The organism is Microbacterium sp. PM5 (assembly GCF_003293595.1).
Classification (GTDB): Bacteria; Actinomycetota; Actinomycetes; order Actinomycetales; family Microbacteriaceae; genus Microbacterium.
In genome coordinates this window covers 3,046,234-3,063,221 of record NZ_CP022162.1, presented here as the reverse complement: position 1 = coordinate 3,063,221, position 16,988 = coordinate 3,046,234, and the positions used below count along the sequence as shown (strand labels likewise).

Genomic DNA, 16,988 nt, shown 5'->3' with positions numbered 1-16,988 from the left:
CTCAGTCGCGGCCGGTGAGGCTCCACGCGTCCTCGGACCCGTCGTCGCCATCGACCACCGGAAGCCCGTCGAACTGGGCACCGACCGCATCCGGCCCGTACGGGTCGTTCGCCGGCGCCGCGTGGGTAGCCGGGGGGTCGTCGCCGCGCAGGCGGGCGAGCACCTCGGGAAGCTGATCCGGCGTGACGAGCACGTCGCGAGCCTTCGACCCCTCCGAGGGACCGACGATCTCTCGCGACTCCAGCAGATCCATGAGACGACCGGCCTTCGCGAAGCCGACGCGGAGCTTGCGCTGCAGCATCGAGGTCGAGCCGAACTGCGTCGAGATGATCTGCTCGGCCGCCGCCAGCAGCAACTCGAGGTCGTCACCGATGTCGGCGTCGATCTCCTTCTTCTCGGCGACCGCGGCGACATCGGCCCGGTACTCCGGCCGAGCCTGGTTCTTGACGTGCGTGACGACCTTCTCGATCTCGCTCTCCGCCACCCACGCGCCTTGAACGCGCAGCGCTTTGGACGCACCCATCGGCAGGAAGAGACCGTCGCCCTGACCGATGAGTCGGTCGGCACCGGGCTGGTCGAGGATGACGCGCGAATCGGTGACGCTCGTGACGGCGAACGCCAGGCGCGAGGGCACGTTCGCCTTGATCAGACCCGTGACCACGTCGACGGAGGGCCGCTGCGTCGCGAGCACGAGGTGGATGCCGCTGGCGCGGGCGAGCTGGGTGATCCGCACGATCGAGTCCTCGACGTCGCGCGGGGCGACCATCATGAGGTCGGCGAGCTCGTCCACGACCACGAGCAGATAGGGGTAGGGCTTGAGCACGCGCTCACTGCCGACGGGGAGGTTGATCTCCCCCGCGACCACCGCGCGATTGAAGTCGTCGATGTGGCGGAAGCCGAACGACGCGAGGTCGTCGTACCGCATGTCCATCTCCTTCACGACCCACTGCAGCGCCTCCGCGGCCTTCTTCGGGTTCGTGATGATGGGCGTGATCAGGTGCGGGACGCCGGCATAGCTCGTGAGCTCGACGCGCTTGGGGTCGATGAGCACCATGCGCACCTCGGAGGGCTTGGCGCGCATCAGCAGGCTCGTGATCATCGAGTTCACGAAACTCGACTTGCCCGAGCCGGTGGAACCGGCCACAAGCAGGTGGGGCATCTTGGCCAGGTTCGCGACGACGTAGCCGCCGCCGACGTCCTTGCCGACGCCGATCGTCATCGGATGCGTCTGACTGGTCGCCGCCTGTGAGCGGAGCACGTCGCCCAGGGTGACGATCTCACGGTCGGTGTTGGGGATCTCGACACCGATGGCGCTCTTGCCGGGGATGGGCGCGAGGATGCGCACCTCGTTCGACGCGACGGCGTACGCGATGTTGTTGGTGAGCGCGGTGATGCGCTCGACCTTGACGCCGGGGCCGAGCGAGATCTCGTACTGGGTCACCGTCGGCCCGCGCGAGAAGCCCGTGACGCGCGCATCGACACCGAACTGCTCGAAGACGCCTCTGATGGCCGCGACCACGCGGTCGTTCGCCTCCGATCTCGCCTTCGGCGGGTCGCCTTGGGCCAGTGCGGCGACCGAGGGAAGCCGATAGGGCGCCTGCGGCGGCTGTCCATCGTGGTCGTCGCCCAGGGCGGAGATACCCGGGAGGATCCCGTCGTCGAGGATGATCTCGCCGCTGTCCTCGCGGATGCCGGTGTCGGCACGACGGGCGGCCTTCTTCGCGTGGGCGATCACCGCCGGATCGATGATCTCGGTCGGCGCCTCCGGCAGCGGGGGCACCGGAGGAACGGCCGCCGGCATCGCGACGGCCTGCTCGAAGCCGCCGTCGCCGCTGGTGTCCAGGAGCGCCGTCAGGTCATCGGAGCCCAGGTGGCCGTCGACGTCCTCCTCCCGGCCGAACTTGTTGCGGCGCCACCACGGCAGGTCCTTCTCCGCGGCATCGTCCGTCTCGCCGAAGGCGACCGTGGGTGCGTCGGCCGCGGGCGCGTCGGGGCGCTCGGCGCCGAACATCCACGCGTACAGGTCTCCGAGACGGCGGCCGATGCGGTTGGGCGGGGTCTTGGTGAGGATGAGAATGCTCAGCAGTGTCAGCGCACCCAGGAGGATGTAGGCGCCGATCGGCGTGAGCAGCGACAGCGGCTCGCCGATGGTCCACCCGAACAGACCGCCCGCGGCGCTGAGCGCCGGCATGCCCTGCGACGGCTGCGGCCGACCGCCCGCAACATGGCAGAAGCCGGCGATCGAGAGCACGAACAGTCCGAAGCCGATGCCGATGCGCCCGTTGTCGTGGATGGACGGCGGGTGCCGGAACAGCCAACCCGCCAGCACCAGCAGGAGCACGGGCATGATGAAGGCGACGCGGCCGACGAACAGCCCCACGGTGTAGGCGCTGATCTGCGTCGCGGCGTCGTTGCCGATGAAGAACCACTCGTTGACGGCGCCGAGCGCGGCCAGCACGACGAGCAGGAACGGGAAGCCGTCGCGGCGCTGGTCCTTCTCGAGCGTCTCGAGGCCGAAAGCGCGGAACATGCCGCCGACGGCGTGCGCGACGCCGAGCCAGGCGCGGACGGCGAGCGGCGGGCGGTCGGTGTCGTCGACGTACTTCGTGGGAGCCGGCGCGGGCTTGCGGGCACGGGTCGATGAGCCCTTCGCGGACGCGCGGGCGTTCGTGGGCGTGCTCGTGGATCGTGCCATTACTCCACGGTAGGCGCAGAGGTCCCCGGATCCGCGGATTGACGCGGCCCGAGACGGGCCCGGCATCCGCCGCGCCTGGTCAACGCAGGCGCTTGACCATGGTGTCGCGGCCATGACCGGCCTGCGTGACGGCGAAGCCCTCACTGCGGTAGAGCGTCTGGGCGTAGTTGCCCCGTTCCACCGACAGGCTGATGCGAGCGTATCCCTGTGCGCGCGCGTGCTCGCAGAGCCGCTGCAGGAGGGCACGCCCCACCCCGTGAGCCCGCCAGATGGGCCGCACCCCGATGATGAGCTCCGGCACGCCCGTGCCGATGTACCCGAAGCCGGGATCGGTGCGCGGCAGCATCCGGTACCACGCGGCACCGACCGGACTGTCCTGCGCGTCGATCGCGACGAAGCCGGCGTCGCCGGGACGCATCCACCCCGAGATGTAGCGATTGTGATCGGGGTGCGTCAGCACCTCGTGCCGCGGCCGCGCGCCCCCTTGCCGCCAGTTCGCCGCCTCGACGACCATGTCTCCGAGGAACGCGCCATCGGCCTGTGTCGCGGGGCGCACACGAAAGCTGACGGGCATGGAGCCGATCGTAGCGCTGCGCCGCGACTGCTCAGGCTTCGATGACGAGGGGGACGATCATCGGGCGACGACGCAGCCGCTGGTTCACCCACCGACCGATCGTGCGGCGCACGACCTGCGACAGCGCGTGGGTGTCGCGGACGCCCGATTGAGCCGCCTCCGTGAGGGCCGCGGCGATCTTGGGCTTGACGTCGTCGAACACCTTGTCGTCCTCGGCGAACCCTCGTGCGTGGATTTCGGGGCCGGTGATGATCCGCCCCGTCGTGGCATCGACGACGACGATCACCGAGATGAAGCCCTCCTCGCCGAGGATCCGGCGATCCTTGAGGTCGGCGTCGGTGATCTCGCCCACCGTCGATCCGTCGACGTAGACGAAGCCGAGATCGAGCTGGCCGACGACGCGGGCAACGCCGTCCTTGAGGTCGACGACGGTGCCGTTCTCGGCGATGATCGTGTTCTCCGCGGGGATGCCGGTGTCCTGCGCGAGCTTGGCGTTGGCGATGAGGTGACGGTACTCGCCGTGCACCGGCATGACGTTGCGTGGCTGGAGGATGTTGTAGCAGTACAGCAGCTCGCCCGCCGCCGCGTGACCCGAGACGTGCACCTTGGCATTGCCCTTGTGCACCACGTTGGCTCCCAGCTTGGTGAGCCCGTCGATCACGCGATAGACCGCGTTCTCGTTGCCCGGGATCAGGCTCGAGGCGAGGATGACCGTGTCACCCGGCCCGGGCTCGATCGCGTGGTCCAGGTTCGCCATGCGGCTGAGGACCGCCATGGGCTCACCCTGCGACCCGGTCGACATGTAGACGATCTTGTCGTCGGGCAGATCCTGGGCCTTCTTGTAGTCGATCAGCACCCCGTCCGGGACGCGCAGGTAGCCGAGGTCTTCGGCGATCGTCATGTTGCGCACCATCGAGCGGCCGAGGAACGCGAGGCGGCGTCCGTTTGCCGCCGCCGCATCGATGACCTGCTGCACACGATGGACGTGGCTGGAGAAGCTCGCGACGATGACCCGTCGAGGTGCCTTGGCGATCACCTGGTCGAGAACCGGACCGATGTCGCGCTCGAGCGGTGTGAAGCCCGGCACGTCGGCGTTGGTGGAATCGACCAGGAAGAGGTCGACGCCGTCCTCGCCGAGGCTGGCGAACGCGCGCAGGTCGGTGAGGCGTCCATCCAGCGGCAGCTGGTCCATCTTGAAGTCACCGGTGGCCAGCACCGTCCCGGCGTCGGTGTGGATCGCGACGGCGAGCGCATCGGGAATCGAGTGGTTGACCGCGACGAACTCGAGGTCGAACGGACCGACCTGCTCATCCTGCCCCTCCTCCACGGTGAGCGTGTAGGCCTTGATGCGATGCTCCTTGAGCTTCGCTTCGACCAGGGCGAGGGTGAGTTTCGAACCGATCAAGGGAATGTCGTTCTTCAACCGCAGCAGGTACGGCACCGCGCCGATGTGATCCTCGTGGCCGTGCGTGAGCACGACGCCCACGACATCGTCGAGCCGATCCTTGATCGGCTCGAAGTCGGGGAGGATGAGGTCGACGCCGGGCTGGTGCTCCTCGGGGAACAGCACGCCGCAGTCGACGACGAGGAGCTTGCCGTCGTATTCGAAGACCGTCATGTTGCGACCGATCTCGCCCAACCCGCCGAGCGGGATGACGCGAAGGGTCTGGGGGGCGAGCGCGGGAGGCTCGGAGAACGTCGTGGGCATCGTCTGCCTTTCGTGGATGCCGCGGCATCCACCGGTATCGCGGTCGCTCAGCGGGTGGTGCCGTGGACCTTGGGAAGCGCGCCGCCGGCGGCGGCGTTGCGGTCGGGACGGAAGTTGGAGAAGTCGGCGCCGTCGACGCCCTTCACGAGTGCGAGCTCATCCTCGATGAGGGCGGCCTCCCACTCTTCGGGGCCGACGAGCGGGAGCCGCACCCGAGGGCTCGAGATGCGGCCGAGTCCGTGCAGGATGTACTTCGCGCTCACGGTCCCGGGCACGTGCGTCATGACGGCGCGCACGAGCGGCTCGAGCTGCTGGTGGGCGGCGGTCGCCGTGGCCAGGTCTCCGCGGTTGACGGCATCCACGATGACGCGGTAGGGCGTCGCAGTGATGTTCGCCGTCACGCCGATGAGGCCCGACGCGCCGATCGACAGATGCGGCAGGACGTTCGCATCGTCACCGGAGAAGTACATCAGGTCGGTCTGGTTGAGCACCCGGCTGACCTCGCTGAAGTCGCCCTTCGCGTCCTTGACCGCGAGGATGTTCGGGTGGTTGGCGAGCCGCAGGATCGTCTCGTACTTGATCGGCACGCCGGTGCGTCCCGGAATGTCGTAGAGGATGACGGGAAGGTCGGTGGCGTCGGCGACCAGACGGAAGTGCGTCAAGATGCCGGCCTGCGTGGGCTTGTTGTAGTACGGCGTCACGATCATGATGCCGTCGGCGCCGGCCTTCTCACTGGCTTTGTAGAGCTCGATCGCGTGCGCGGTCTCGTTCGAGCCGCCACCGGTGATGATCTTCGCCCGCCCGCTGGAGACGGACTTGCCGACCTCGACGAGCTTCAGCTTCTCGGGGTCGGTGAGTGTGCTCGTCTCGCCGGTCGTGCCCGTGACGACGATGCCGTCGGCGCCGGCGGTGATGACGTCGTCGATGTGCTTCTCGACAGCGGGCCAGTCCACTTCACCGTCGGCCGTCATCGGAGTGACGAGAGCGACGAGGACCTGTCCGAAGGGATTGCCCGAGTGCGTCATGCTTCCAGGCTACCGGCTCGCGGCGACCCCGTCGGAGCAGACCGCGGGTGGGTCACGGCCGAGTCCTCAGCGTCCGGTGCGCGCCAGGCGCGCGGCCACGGGGCCCGGCAGCACACGCATCGCCGCCACCAGCACCTTGTAGCGCAGAGAGGGAATCGAGACGGCCTTGCCCCGCGCGGCGTCGCGCAGCCCTTCGCGGACGACGTCCGCTGCGTCGAGCCACATCACCGCGGGAATGCCCTCCCGCCCTGGCGGCAGCCCCAAGCGCTCGTGGAAGTTCGTGTGCGTGAAGCCCGGGCACAGCGCCGTCACGGTGACGCCGCGCGGCGCGTACGCGATGTTGGCCCATCGACTGAAGGAGATCACCCAGGCCTTGACCGCACCGTAGGTGCCTCGCGGAAGAAAACCCGCGACCGAGGCGACATTGACGATCCGGCCGTATCCCCGCTCGAGCATGGTGCCCAGCGCGGCGTGGGTCAGATGCATCGTCGCACGCACGTGCAGATCAAGGTGGCGCTGCTCGTCGGCGATGTCGCCCGCCGCGAAGTCGAGGTCGAGTCCGAATCCCGCATTGTTGACGAGGATGCCGATCGGTCGCTCGCGGTCGGCGACGCGGGCCACGACCGCGGCGAGACCGTCATCGGCGACGAGATCGGCGGCGAGCACCTCGACCTGTACCCGGTGATCTGCGCGCAGTCGCTCCGCGATGTCCTCGAGCGCGTCCTTGTCTCGGGCGACCAGGACGAGGTCGGCTCCGCGTGCCGCCAGTTGACGCGCGAACTCCGCGCCGAGGCCCGAACTGGCGCCCGTCACCACCGCTGTCTTGCCCATTCTGAGCTCCCTGTCGTCGTCGCCGCTCGAGACACGAACCGTTCAGGGACGGATCAGAGTCAGAAAGCGATAGGGGACGCCGGTGCGCGAGAGCGACCAGCCATCGTCCGGGTCGATGCGCGCCACGGCCCACCCGTCCCGCCGGGGGGCGTACGTGTCACCGTCGACCTCGAGATCGAGCTCGGTGACCTCCAGCACATCGGCGCGCGCGATCGCCTCGGCGAACAGCCCCGCTCCCCCGATGACCCAGGCCGCCTCTTCCCTGTCGACGAGCTCCAGCGCACCATCGAGCGAGGCGGCCCGCTCCGCGCCGTCGTCCCGCCAGGACTCATTGCGGGTGACCACGACGTTGCGTCGCCCCGGAAGGGGCCGGAAGCGGGGCGGGAAGGACTCCCACGTCCGGCGCCCCATGATGACCGGATCCCCCATCGTCGCGGCGCGGAAATGCGCGAGGTCCTCGGGCACGTGCCACGGCATGCCGCCGTCCTTGCCGATGACGCCGCCGCGCGCCTCGGCCCAGATCAGGCCGAGCCGGGTCATACCGCGACCGCGGCTCGGATCGTGGGGTGGTGCTGGTAGTCCTCGACGAGGATGTCGTCGTACGTGTAGTCGAAGATCGACGCGGGCGTCCGCGCGAACGAGAGGCGGGGATACGGATACGGCTCCCGCGTGAGCTGCTCGCGGACCTGCTCGAGGTGGTTGTCGTAGATGTGGCAATCACCGCCGGTCCACACGAAATCGCCGGGCTCGAGCCCCGTCTGCTGGGCGATCATCATCGTCAGCAGCGCGTAGGACGCGATGTTGAACGGCACACCGAGAAACATGTCGGCGCTGCGCTGATACAGCTGGCACGACAGCTTGCCGTCCGCGACGTAGAACTGGAACAACGCGTGGCAGGGAGCGAGTGCCATCTGCGGGATGTCGGCGGGGTTCCACGCCGACACGATGAGCCGGCGCGAGTCGGGGTTGGCACGGATCTGCTCGATGACCTGTGAGATCTGGTCGATCTGCTCGCCGGACGGCGTCGGCCACGAGCGCCACTGCACACCGTAGACCGGCCCGAGCTCGCCGTCGGCATCCGCCCATTCGTCCCAGATGGTCACACCGTGCTGCTGGAGCCACGAGACGTTCGACTCACCTCGCAGGAACCAGAGCAGTTCATAGGCGATCGACTTCATGTGCACACGCTTTGTCGTGATGAGCGGGAAGCCCTGCGACAGGTCGAAACGGATCTGGCGTCCGAACACACTCGTCGTGCCGGTGCCGGTGCGATCGTCCTTGTGCACGCCGTCGGCGAGCACCTCGCGGAGGAGGTCTTCGTAGGGGGTGGGGATGGATGCCGCGCTCACGCCAGCCACCCTACCCTCGCCCGCCGACGCCGGGACTGTTACGCACGGCCCGTCATCGGAGCCGGTGCACCTCCGGAGGCGGTATCGTGGCAGACCGTGAACATCGTCGATGCCGTGCTCGTGCTGACCGCACTGCTCGCCGTGACCCTCGCCGTCGGACTGCTCCTGCGGTGGACGCAGAATCGTCCCCGCCGGGCCTCGACCGATGAAGTCGTGGAACCGCGACGCCTCGGAGCCGACGCCCTCGGCGAGCGGGCCACCCTGCTGCAGTTCAGCACGCAGATGTGCGCACGCTGCCCCGGCGTGCACCGCGTGCTGGGGTCGATCGCCGATGCCCACGACGGCGTGATGCACCTGGACGTCGACCTCACCGACCGTCCCGACATCGCGAAGCACTTCCACGTGCTTCAGACGCCGACGACGTTGATCCTCGACCGCGACGGGGTCATCCAGACCCGCTTCGGCGGTACTCCCAGCCGCAGCGCGATCGAGCTGGAGCTCGGGCGCGTCACCGCCACCCCCGCCACCGTCTGAGGGTCTGCGCCCGCGCCGGCCGCACCGGTTCCGCGGGAGCCTGGGCCCGTCTAGGCTCGGATGCACACCGCCGATACGCGGCCCGCATCCGACACGAGGAGCACACATGAGCGTCACGAGCGAAGCGTCCACGAGCTGGAAGGGGTCCCTCACCGACGGGTCCGGCGAGATCGCCCTGGAGAGTTCCAACCAGGGTCCGTTCGCCGTCGACTGGAAGGCGCGCAGTGAGGGCTCCGCGTCGGTCACGACCCCGGAGGAACTGCTCGCCGCGGCGCACTCCTCGTGCTTCAGCATGGCACTCTCGCACGCGCTCGCCGGCAACGGGACGCCCCCCGAGAGCATCGAGACAACGGCGTCTGTCACCTTCATCCCGGGCACCGGCATCACCGGCTCGCACCTGAACGTCAACGCGGTGGTCCCGGGGCTGTCGGCCGAGGACTTCGCCCGCATTGCCGGCGAAGCGAAGACGGGATGCCCCGTCTCGGCCGCGCTGGCAGGCATCGAGATCACCCTCGAGGCCACGCTTGCCTGAGAACGACTCGTCGCGCGCCGAGGGGCGCGTCGTCGTCGCCGGAGCCTCCGGCCTGATCGGCCGTGCCCTCGTGGCGAGCCTGCGCGCCGACGGCATCGCCGTGACGCGCCTCGTGCGCCGCCCCAGCGCCGCGCCGGACGAGCTCTCCTGGGATCCGGCGAGCCGACCGCTGCCGCCCTCCGCCCTCGAAGGGGCGCGGGCCGTCGTCGGTCTCAACGGAGCCACCCTCGGGCATTTCCCGTGGACGCGGCGGTACAAGCACGACCTCGTGTGGTCGCGGATCGCGCCGACCCAGGCATTGGCGGCAGCCGTGCGCGTCCTCGGCGATGACGCCCCGCACTTCGTGTCGTCGTCCGCGGTCGGCTACTACCCGTCGGCGCCGGAAGTCACCTTCACGGAGTCGTCGCCCCGCGGAGACTCCTTCCTCGCAGACCTCTGCGGCGAGTGGGAGACGGCCGCGACGCGCGGCGCCGGAGATCGTGCCCGCGTGTCCCTGCTGCGGACCGCGCCGGTGGTGCACGCCGACGGTGTTCTCAAGCCCCTTCTGCTGCTGACCAAACTCGGCCTGTCGGGCCCCATCGGGCGCGGAACGCAGGTCTGGCCGCTGATCTCTCTCGACGACGAGGTCCGCGCGATCCGGCATGTCATCGACAACGCCCTCACCGGCCCTGTCAACCTCGCGGGCCCCCAGCGGACGACGGCCAACGACCTCGGTCTGGCGCTCGCGAGACGGATGAACCGCCCCTACCTGCTGCGGGTGCCGGAGTGGGCGCTGAAGCTGGTGCTCGGGCGCGATGCGGCGGAGGGACTGCTCACGTGCGACATGAACGTGGTTCCCGAAGCGCTCACGGCATCCGGCTTCGTCTTCTCGCACCCGACGGTCGAGGATGCCGTGGCCGCCGCGGTGCCGGCGTGATCAGCGCGTCGTCGGCTTCTTCTCGAGCGTGATCGCCCGCCGAATGGCTTCGCGGGCGCGGCGTCGGTCGCCGGCGCCGTCGTAAGCCAGCCCCAGCCGGAACCAGGCTCGCCAATCGGTCGGGTGCGCCTCGACATCTTCTCGATAGTGCGGGAACACGGCGTCGGCCTGCGCACGATCGGGACGGCCGCTCACACGGACATCCAGCTCCTCGGTCGGCAGCGCACCCTCGGCCTCCAGACGCCGTGCGAGTCGCTCGGCACTGCGCCCGAATGAGAGCTCTCGCCAGAGCGCCCACCCGGCGATGACGGGCAGGACGAGCAGCGCCACCCCCATCGCGACGCCGATGATCTGCCCCGAGGTCAACAACAGCCACGCGCGCTGTGCGACGAGGACGATGTAGAGGACGAGCAGCGCCGCCATGACGGCGACACCCGCGCGGGCCCTCATGCCCCGGTGACGCGGGCGACCTGGCCCGGAACGGCGCCTTCGTCGATGACCTCGCTCGCCGACACGGCGTCGCGCGGCGTACCGAGTCCCAGATCGATGAGCGCGTCGAGGCCGATCGTGACCCCGCGCGCGTCGCGCGCGGCTGCGAGGGCGACGCGGATGCCGGGTGCGTAGGCACGTGCCGGCTCGACCGTGTCGTGGACGATCGTCAGCGACTCCCCCGGCCCCGACAGGATCGTCTCCTGCTTCGCGATGACACCGGGTCGTCGCAGAGAGTGGATGGGAACACTGGCGACCTGCTGGCCGCGCGCCCTCTGGTCGACGTGCGGCGATTCCACCGGGCCGACCCCGACGCGGGCGTCGGCGATCAGTTCGGCGGTGCGCACGGCCGTGCCGCTGGGTGAATCCACCTTCGTCTCGCGATGGGTCTCGACGATCTCGATCGAGGGGAACAACGCCGCCGCCGCCGCCGCCAACGCCGTGGCGACGACAGAGCCCAGGGAGAAGTTGGGAATGAAGACCGCGCCCGTGCCCGCCGCCTCGACGAGGGGGCGCACCAGCGCGATCCGTTCGGTGGACCACCCGGAGGTGCCGACGAGCACGTTCTTGCCGCGTTCGATCGCCGCCCGCACCACATCGATCGACACGCCGGGTGTCGACGCGTCGACGACGAGATCGGCCGCGTCGATCTCGGCGAGATCGCTCGCAGAGCCGAGAACGGCGACCGTCTCGAAGTCGTCGAGCTCATCGATCACGCCGGCGATGATCGCACCGAGCTTGCCGGTGCCGCCCACGAGGGCCACTCTCGTCGTCATGGTTCCAGCCTAGGCCGTGCGACCGACACGGTTACGCTCGAGGGATGGTGCTGCTCCACGCCCTCGCCGCCGACGACCCGCGCGCACATGCCCTCCTGGAGGAGTACTTCCAGATGCGCGCCGACGCCTTCCCTCAGGGCCAGGCCTACCGTCCCGTCTTTCCCACGGCATCCGTCTTCACCTCGCCAGCAGGTGTCTTCCTCGTCCTCGTCGACGAGGACGGGGCGGACGTCGGATGCGGCGGCATCCGACGGATCGAGGACGCGCCGACGGGCGTGCGGTACGAGGTGAAGCACCTCTACCTGCAGCCGCGCACGCGCGGTCGCGGCTGGGGTCGGCTGCTGCTGGACGGGCTCGAGGAGCGGGCTCGCGCCTTCGGCGCGGCCGAACTGGTACTCGACACCCACCACACGCTCGAAGCCGCCGGCGCGCTCTACGCACGCTCGGGTTTCACCGCCATCGAGCCCTACAACGAGAACCCCAACGCGACGCGCTGGTACGGCAAGGTGCTCTGAGCTCGGGCGGCTGCATCGACTGACCGGCCGAGGCGCGTGGAAGGATGTCGACATGCCCGCTGGGGAACACGACGTCACCGAACTCGTGGCGGCCGTCGCCTGTTGGCGCGCCGATCTGCCCGGCGCACGAACCCTGCTCGCCGACGCGGCGACGGCGGCGCTGATCGCCGGCAGAGACGGCTACGACCTGGTGCAGCTGGCGCTGATCGATGAGACCGCGAATCGGTTCGACGTCGACGAGTTGATCGACCGGGCAGCGGGCGACGCGGGTATCACCGAGGCGGTTCACTCGGACCTCGAACCGGTCGTCGTGCATCGACTGTGCCACCTCGTTCTTCATGACGAGGTGAGCCCGCGTGCGCTCACGCGGTGGGCACACTCCCGCTACCGTCACGGCGCCGACGACGAGTCGATCGATCTGCTGGCGGTGCTCGACGACGCGTATGACGACGTCGCGGAGGTCGACGGCGATCTTGCGCCGATCGTCGCGGAGATCCGCCGCATCGCCACGCGGATCGTCGCACGCAACGACTGACCAGCGGCGCGGACTGTTCCCAACTCCGGAGAATCGTCGACGTGCGGCCGGAGTTTCCGCGCGGCGGTGCGGGCGCCCCGACAGCCCGGCGAGACTGTCCGGAGTTGTGAACGCCGACCAGCGAGCGCAGGCCGTCGGATACCGCCCGCCGGACGCGGCCGCCGCATCCTGCCGACTCAGACCGGGGGAACCTCGGGCAAGCCCGTGCGCAGCTCCATGGGCAGATGCGCGAGGTCGTTGTGGGTCACGAGAGCCCACGGACGCCCCTTGCGCTGCGCGAGCACGGTGAGGCCGCAGTGCGCCTGATTGATCGTCATCCACCGCCAGTCGGGGGCATCGAGCACCTCACGCACGAACCAGGCGATCACGGCGTTGTGGGTGATGAGCAGTTCGTGGGCGGCGGGCTTTCGCACGAGGAACTCGGCGACCGCGTCGCCCATCTGCGCGCGCCCCGCTTCCATCTCGGCCTCGGTGTAGGAGCCGAAGAACGGCTCGTAGATCGACGGCGTCTCGGGCAGCATCCCGGTGGGGATGCAGTCGAACAGCAGTGCGGACGGCTTCGGGGTCACCGAGGGAAGGCGGCCCGACACGGCGCGAGCCGTCTCGGCCGCGCGCTCCAGGGGCGAGTGCCACACAGCATCCAACGGCACGCCGGAGAGGCGGTCGGCGAGAAGCTCCGCCTGGCGTCTCCCCCGCGGCGACAGCGGCCCGTCTTCCAGACCGTGCTCCGCGTCGAGATGTTCTCCGTGTCGCACGAGGTACAGGTAATGCGTCACGTCATACTCGTCTCGCCTGGGGGTGGGGCAGCTCCCAGCCTACGTCAGGCGGTCGACGTCAACCCGGGTCTTGACACGCGACGCCGCGCCGCCTCTACTGCGTGGCGCGCGAGATCTCACCCAGGTGCGAGCGACTGAGCCGCGCGCCCACACCCTGCACGAGTTCTTCGACGTGGGTCACGGCAAAGACGTTCACGATGGGGGCGACCACCGCGCGCTGCGCCAGCAGCCAAGCGATGGCGACGGCGGACGGCGGCACCGACAGTTCGTCACCGATCCGGTCCAGCGCACGCAGCGTACGCGATCCGCGCCGGTTCATGGCCGCAGCCAATTGGATGCCGCGTACCGAATACGCGACCTGCGCACGGTCGCGGTGCACACCGGCGAGATAGCCGTGCTCGAGCGCCTGCGAGGGCGTCACGGCGATACCCTGCGCGCTGGCCACGAGACGCAGATCGCCATCGAACTCGGACTGCCGAAGGATGTTGTACGGGACGTCCAGCACCGTGAGGCGGGGGTAACCCGCCGATGCGAGAATCCGGGCTTCGACCAGCTGGGCGGCCGTGTGGCCGTAGGCTCCCACGGCGCGCACCTTTCCCGACTCGATCAGCCATTCCACCGTCGCCAGGGTGTCTTCGAGGGTTGTCGCGTCATCCGACAGCGGGTCGAGGTAGAGCAGGTCGATCCGGTCCGTGTGCAGCCGCGTGAGCGACGCCTCGACCGCGCGGATGAGGTTCACCGGTCCGAGCCCGGGGTGGTCGGGGTTGGCTCCGACACGAACGGCGACGACGATGTCGTCGCGGATGCCGCGGCGCTGCAGCCACTGCCCGACGATGTGCTCGCTGCGCCCCGCCGCATATCCGTCGGACGTGTGCACCGCGTTGCCACCACGCGCGTGGTACGCGTCGAGAATCGCGTGCGCGGCGGTGAGATCGACATGCCAGCCGAACTCGGCGGCACCGAGGAGGAACGGAAAGACCTCAAGCCCGGACTCGCCGAGCGGAACGCGGATGCCGGCTCCCACGGGTGCCCCCTGAACGGGAATGGGAGCGGAGGGGTGCGCGGGCGGCGCGGTTCTGACGGCCGTCGGTGTCGCGCCGATACCGAAGTAACCCATCCGTTCACCCCCTTCACGAACCGCGGATGCGGTGTCGCTCTTCTTGTCTACCCACCCCCCGATGCGTAGTTCCGAGGGTAGGGCAGACGCGGGTACGGTCCGCGCATTGAGCCCAACGAACGGTAAACATTCCATAACGCTTGCGTCACGGCGTCGCTGTGCGCGGGGGCGGTGTCCCCCATCCGGTGGACACCGGATGAACGAACGGATGCCCGCCCCTCCGAGACGGGAGGAAGCGGGCATCCGTGTCCGGGTCGCCGCCGCGGCACGCTCAGGGTGGATCCCTCAGCGCCGGGCGACGAAGCACTCAGCCTTCGGCGGGAGCCTCCGGGCCTTCGCTGGCCGCCGCACGGCCTTCCTGGTCGGCGGCCTCTTCGAGCACCGGCTCGAGGGACAGCTTGCCGCGGTCGTCGATCTTGGTGATCTTGACGAGCAGCTTCTGGCCGACGCCGAGCACGTCTTCGACGTTCTCGACGCGCTTGCCACCGGCGAGCTTGCGCACCTCACTGATGTGCAGCAGGCCGTCCTTGCCGGGCAGCAGCGAGATGAAGGCACCGAACGCCGCGAGCTTGACGACGGTTCCGAGGAACTGCTCGCCCACCTCCGGGTTGGTGGGGTTGGCGATCGCGTTGACCTGAGCGCGCGCGGCCTCCGCCGACGGGCCATCGGTCGCGCCGATGTAGACGGTGCCGTCCTCCTCGATGGAGATCTGCGCGCCGGTCTCGTCCTGGATCGCGTTGATCGTCTTGCCCTTCGGGCCGATCAGCTCACCGATCTTGTCGACGGGGATCTGCACGCTGATGACGCGCGGCGCGGTCGGCGCCATCTCGTCCGGTCCGTCGATGGCGGCGTTGAGGACGTTCAGGATCGTCATGCGCGCGTCCTTGGCCTGCGTCAGCGCGGCCGTGAGCACCGACGACGGGATGCCGTCGAGCTTCGTGTCGAGCTGGATCGCCGTGACGAACTCGCTCGTGCCTGCGACCTTGAAGTCCATGTCGCCGAGGGCATCCTCGGCGCCGAGGATGTCGGTCAGCGCCGCATAGCGGGTCTGGCCGTCGACCTGGTCGGAGACGAGGCCCATCGCGATGCCGGCCACGGGGGCGCGCAGCGGCACACCCGCGTTGAGCAGCGACAGCGTCGAGGCGCAGACCGAGCCCATCGACGTCGAGCCGTTGGAGCCGAGAGCCTCGGAGACCTGACGGATCGCGTAGGGGAACTCCTCGCGGCTGGGCAGCACCGGCACGAGGGCGCGCTCGGCGAGGAAGCCGTGCCCGATCTCACGACGCTTCGGCGAGCCCACGCGGCCGGTCTCACCGGTCGAGTACGGCGGGAAGTTGTAGTGGTGCATGTACCGCTTGCTCGTCGTGGGCGACAGCGAGTCGATCTGCTGCTCCATCTTCAGCATGTTCAGCGTGGTGACACCCAGGATCTGGGTCTCGCCGCGCTGGAAGATCGCCGAACCGTGCACGCGCGGGATGACCTGCACCTCGGCATCCAGCGGACGGATGTCCGCCAGGCCACGGCCGTCGATGCGCACACCCTCGGTGAGGATGCGGCTGCGCACGATGAGCTTGGTGACCGACTTGTAGGCGCCGCCGAACTCGGCCAGCGCGCTCTCGGGCAGCTCGCCCGCCTCGACGGCGGCGACCAGCTGCGCCTTGACGTCGTCCTTCACGGCGTCGTCGGCGTTCTGACGCTCGATCTTGTCGGCGATCTGGTACACCGGCACGAGGCGGTCGTAGGCGCGACCGGCGACGAAGTCGTAGGTCTCCTTCGCGTACGCCGGGAAGACCGGGTAGGGCTGGATCTCCTTGGCCGCGGTGTTCGCCACCACGTTCTGCGCCGCGACGAGCTCCTTGATGAAGGGCTTGGAGGCCTCCAGGCCCTGCGCGACGATCTCCTCGCTGGGCTTGACCGCGCCGGCCTTGATGAGGTTCCAGCTGTTCTCGGTGGCTTCGGCCTCGACCATCATGATCGCGACGTCGCCGTCCTCGAGGACGCGACCGGCGACCATCAGGTCGAACACGGCCTCCTCGACCTGAGCGGCCGTCGGGAACGCGACCCACTGGTCGGCGTGCTCGCCGTGGCCCGGGATGAGCGCGAGGCGGACACCGGCGATGGGGCCAGAGAACGGCAGGCCGGAGATCTGCGTCGACAGCGATGCCGCGTTGATCGCCAGCGCGTCGTAGAACTCGCCCGGGGCGATGCTCAGGACGGTGACGACGATCTGGACCTCGTTGCGCAGGCCATCCACGAACGACGGGCGCAGCGGCCGGTCGATGAGGCGGCACACGAGGATCGCCTCGGTGGAGGGACGGCCCTCGCGGCGGAAGAACGATCCCGGGATCTTGCCGGCCGCGTACGAACGCTCTTCGACGTCGACGGTCAGCGGGAAGAAGTCGAAGCCCTCACGCGGGTGCTTGCCCGCGCTCGTGGCCGACAGCAGCATGGTCTCTTCGTCGAGGTAGGCGGCGACGGCACCCTGTGCCTGCTGCGCCAGTCGTCCGGTCTCGAACCGGATCGTGCGGGTGCCGAATCGGCCGTTGTCGAGAACGGCTTCGGCGGCGGTGATTTCTGGACCTTCCAAGAGGTCTCTCCTTCTTTGTTTAGACTCGC

At 69.2% G+C, this 16,988-nt stretch carries 17 protein-coding genes; 5 read left to right on the top strand and 12 right to left on the bottom strand.

Annotated elements, in window-relative coordinates; genetic code table 11:
- Nucleotide 1: 1 nt before the first annotated feature.
- The 7 genes from CEP17_RS14460 to CEP17_RS14430 form a co-directional block, all read right to left on the bottom strand.
- Nucleotides 2-2,695, bottom strand: coding sequence for a DNA translocase FtsK (locus CEP17_RS14460; protein ID WP_112932729.1), 2,694 nt, complete (start codon nt 2,693-2,695; stop codon nt 2-4).
- Nucleotides 2,696-2,774: 79 nt separating this feature from the next.
- Complete coding sequence (locus CEP17_RS14455; protein ID WP_036317923.1) at nt 2,775-3,269, bottom strand: GNAT family N-acetyltransferase; 495 nt, start codon at nt 3,267-3,269, stop codon at nt 2,775-2,777.
- Nucleotides 3,270-3,300: 31 nt separating this feature from the next.
- Entirely contained in the window at nt 3,301-4,977 is a 1,677-nt protein-coding gene (locus CEP17_RS14450; protein ID WP_112932728.1) for a ribonuclease J, read from the bottom strand.
- Between the two features lie 47 nt (nt 4,978-5,024).
- The gene (gene dapA / locus CEP17_RS14445; protein WP_036320028.1) at nt 5,025-6,002 is read right to left on the bottom strand and encodes a 4-hydroxy-tetrahydrodipicolinate synthase; all 978 of its coding nucleotides are present in this window, start codon (nt 6,000-6,002) and stop codon (nt 5,025-5,027) included.
- Nucleotides 6,003-6,068: 66 nt separating this feature from the next.
- On the bottom strand, nt 6,069-6,833 hold the full coding sequence (locus CEP17_RS14440) for an SDR family oxidoreductase (RefSeq protein ID WP_036320030.1): 765 nt from the start codon (nt 6,831-6,833) through the stop codon (nt 6,069-6,071).
- 42 nt (nt 6,834-6,875) lie between these two features.
- The gene (locus CEP17_RS14435; protein ID WP_039416580.1) at nt 6,876-7,373 is read right to left on the bottom strand and encodes a dihydrofolate reductase; all 498 of its coding nucleotides are present in this window, start codon (nt 7,371-7,373) and stop codon (nt 6,876-6,878) included.
- A complete protein-coding gene (locus CEP17_RS14430) occupies nt 7,370-8,191 on the bottom strand; it encodes a thymidylate synthase (RefSeq protein WP_112932727.1) in 822 nt (273 codons plus the stop codon). Before CEP17_RS14430 ends, CEP17_RS14435 begins: the two co-directional genes overlap by 4 nt.
- An 87-nt stretch (nt 8,192-8,278) precedes the next feature.
- On the opposite strand from CEP17_RS14430, the gene CEP17_RS14425 reads away from it, so the two are divergent.
- The 3 genes from CEP17_RS14425 to CEP17_RS14415 all read left to right on the top strand — a co-directional run bounded on the left by CEP17_RS14425 (nt 8,279) and on the right by CEP17_RS14415 (nt 10,164).
- Nucleotides 8,279-8,716 (top strand): thioredoxin family protein, encoded by a 438-nt coding sequence (locus CEP17_RS14425; protein ID WP_039416574.1) that lies wholly within the window; start codon nt 8,279-8,281, stop codon nt 8,714-8,716.
- 106 nt (nt 8,717-8,822) lie between these two features.
- Nucleotides 8,823-9,248 carry an OsmC family peroxiredoxin gene (locus CEP17_RS14420; RefSeq protein ID WP_036320048.1) on the top strand — a complete coding sequence of 142 codons (426 nt, stop codon included), beginning with the start codon at nt 8,823-8,825 and terminating at the stop codon, nt 9,246-9,248.
- A complete protein-coding gene (locus CEP17_RS14415) occupies nt 9,241-10,164 on the top strand; it encodes a TIGR01777 family oxidoreductase (protein ID WP_112932726.1) in 924 nt (307 codons plus the stop codon). Before CEP17_RS14420 ends, CEP17_RS14415 begins: the two co-directional genes overlap by 8 nt.
- Here CEP17_RS14415 and CEP17_RS14410 read toward each other — a convergent pair whose 3' ends face one another.
- Both CEP17_RS14410 and dapB read right to left on the bottom strand, forming a co-directional pair.
- Nucleotides 10,165-10,614: a hypothetical protein gene (locus tag CEP17_RS14410; RefSeq protein WP_112932725.1), complete on the bottom strand. Its 450-nt coding sequence runs from the start codon at nt 10,612-10,614 to the stop codon at nt 10,165-10,167.
- Nucleotides 10,611-11,429, bottom strand: a complete 819-nt coding sequence (gene dapB, locus CEP17_RS14405; protein ID WP_112932724.1) for a 4-hydroxy-tetrahydrodipicolinate reductase — start codon at nt 11,427-11,429, stop codon at nt 10,611-10,613. The genes CEP17_RS14410 and dapB overlap by 4 nt, the downstream gene beginning before the upstream one ends.
- Nucleotides 11,430-11,473: 44 nt before the next feature.
- Here dapB and CEP17_RS14400 point away from each other — a divergent pair, with 44 nt between their 5' ends.
- Both CEP17_RS14400 and CEP17_RS14395 read left to right on the top strand, forming a co-directional pair.
- The gene (locus CEP17_RS14400) at nt 11,474-11,944 is read left to right on the top strand and encodes a GNAT family N-acetyltransferase (RefSeq protein WP_112932723.1); all 471 of its coding nucleotides are present in this window, start codon (nt 11,474-11,476) and stop codon (nt 11,942-11,944) included.
- A 52-nt stretch (nt 11,945-11,996) separates the two neighbouring features.
- A complete protein-coding gene (locus tag CEP17_RS14395) occupies nt 11,997-12,479 on the top strand; it encodes a hypothetical protein (protein WP_112932722.1) in 483 nt (160 codons plus the stop codon).
- Nucleotides 12,480-12,655: 176 nt separating this feature from the next.
- Here CEP17_RS14395 and CEP17_RS14390 read toward each other — a convergent pair whose 3' ends face one another.
- From CEP17_RS14390 to CEP17_RS14380, 3 genes are all read right to left on the bottom strand, one after another.
- Nucleotides 12,656-13,255 (bottom strand): histidine phosphatase family protein, encoded by a 600-nt coding sequence (locus CEP17_RS14390; RefSeq protein WP_112932721.1) that lies wholly within the window; start codon nt 13,253-13,255, stop codon nt 12,656-12,658.
- Between the two features lie 94 nt (nt 13,256-13,349).
- Nucleotides 13,350-14,372 (bottom strand): aldo/keto reductase, encoded by a 1,023-nt coding sequence (locus CEP17_RS14385; RefSeq protein ID WP_112932720.1) that lies wholly within the window; start codon nt 14,370-14,372, stop codon nt 13,350-13,352.
- Nucleotides 14,373-14,679: 307 nt separating this feature from the next.
- A complete protein-coding gene (locus CEP17_RS14380) occupies nt 14,680-16,959 on the bottom strand; it encodes a polyribonucleotide nucleotidyltransferase (RefSeq protein ID WP_112932719.1) in 2,280 nt (759 codons plus the stop codon).
- Nucleotides 16,960-16,988: the final 29 nt, after the last annotated feature.

What these genes read in the sequence shown, in the direction of transcription:
- dapB (WP_112932724.1), bottom strand. Translation starts at nt 11,429, where the DNA reads ATGACGACGAGAGTGGCCCTCGTGGGCGGCACCGGCAAGCTCGGTGCG.
- CEP17_RS14440 (WP_036320030.1), bottom strand. Translation starts at nt 6,833, where the DNA reads ATGGGCAAGACAGCGGTGGTGACGGGCGCCAGTTCGGGCCTCGGCGCG.
- CEP17_RS14410 (WP_112932725.1), bottom strand. Translation starts at nt 10,614, where the DNA reads ATGAGGGCCCGCGCGGGTGTCGCCGTCATGGCGGCGCTGCTCGTCCTC.
- dapA (WP_036320028.1), bottom strand. Translation starts at nt 6,002, where the DNA reads ATGACGCACTCGGGCAATCCCTTCGGACAGGTCCTCGTCGCTCTCGTC.
- CEP17_RS14460 (WP_112932729.1), bottom strand. Translation starts at nt 2,695, where the DNA reads ATGGCACGATCCACGAGCACGCCCACGAACGCCCGCGCGTCCGCGAAG.
- CEP17_RS14395 (WP_112932722.1), top strand. Translation starts at nt 11,997, where the DNA reads ATGCCCGCTGGGGAACACGACGTCACCGAACTCGTGGCGGCCGTCGCC.
- CEP17_RS14450 (WP_112932728.1), bottom strand. Translation starts at nt 4,977, where the DNA reads ATGCCCACGACGTTCTCCGAGCCTCCCGCGCTCGCCCCCCAGACCCTT.
- CEP17_RS14385 (WP_112932720.1), bottom strand. Translation starts at nt 14,372, where the DNA reads ATGGGTTACTTCGGTATCGGCGCGACACCGACGGCCGTCAGAACCGCG.
- CEP17_RS14435 (WP_039416580.1), bottom strand. Translation starts at nt 7,373, where the DNA reads ATGACCCGGCTCGGCCTGATCTGGGCCGAGGCGCGCGGCGGCGTCATC.
- CEP17_RS14400 (WP_112932723.1), top strand. Translation starts at nt 11,474, where the DNA reads ATGGTGCTGCTCCACGCCCTCGCCGCCGACGACCCGCGCGCACATGCC.
- CEP17_RS14420 (WP_036320048.1), top strand. Translation starts at nt 8,823, where the DNA reads ATGAGCGTCACGAGCGAAGCGTCCACGAGCTGGAAGGGGTCCCTCACC.
- CEP17_RS14455 (WP_036317923.1), bottom strand. Translation starts at nt 3,269, where the DNA reads ATGCCCGTCAGCTTTCGTGTGCGCCCCGCGACACAGGCCGATGGCGCG.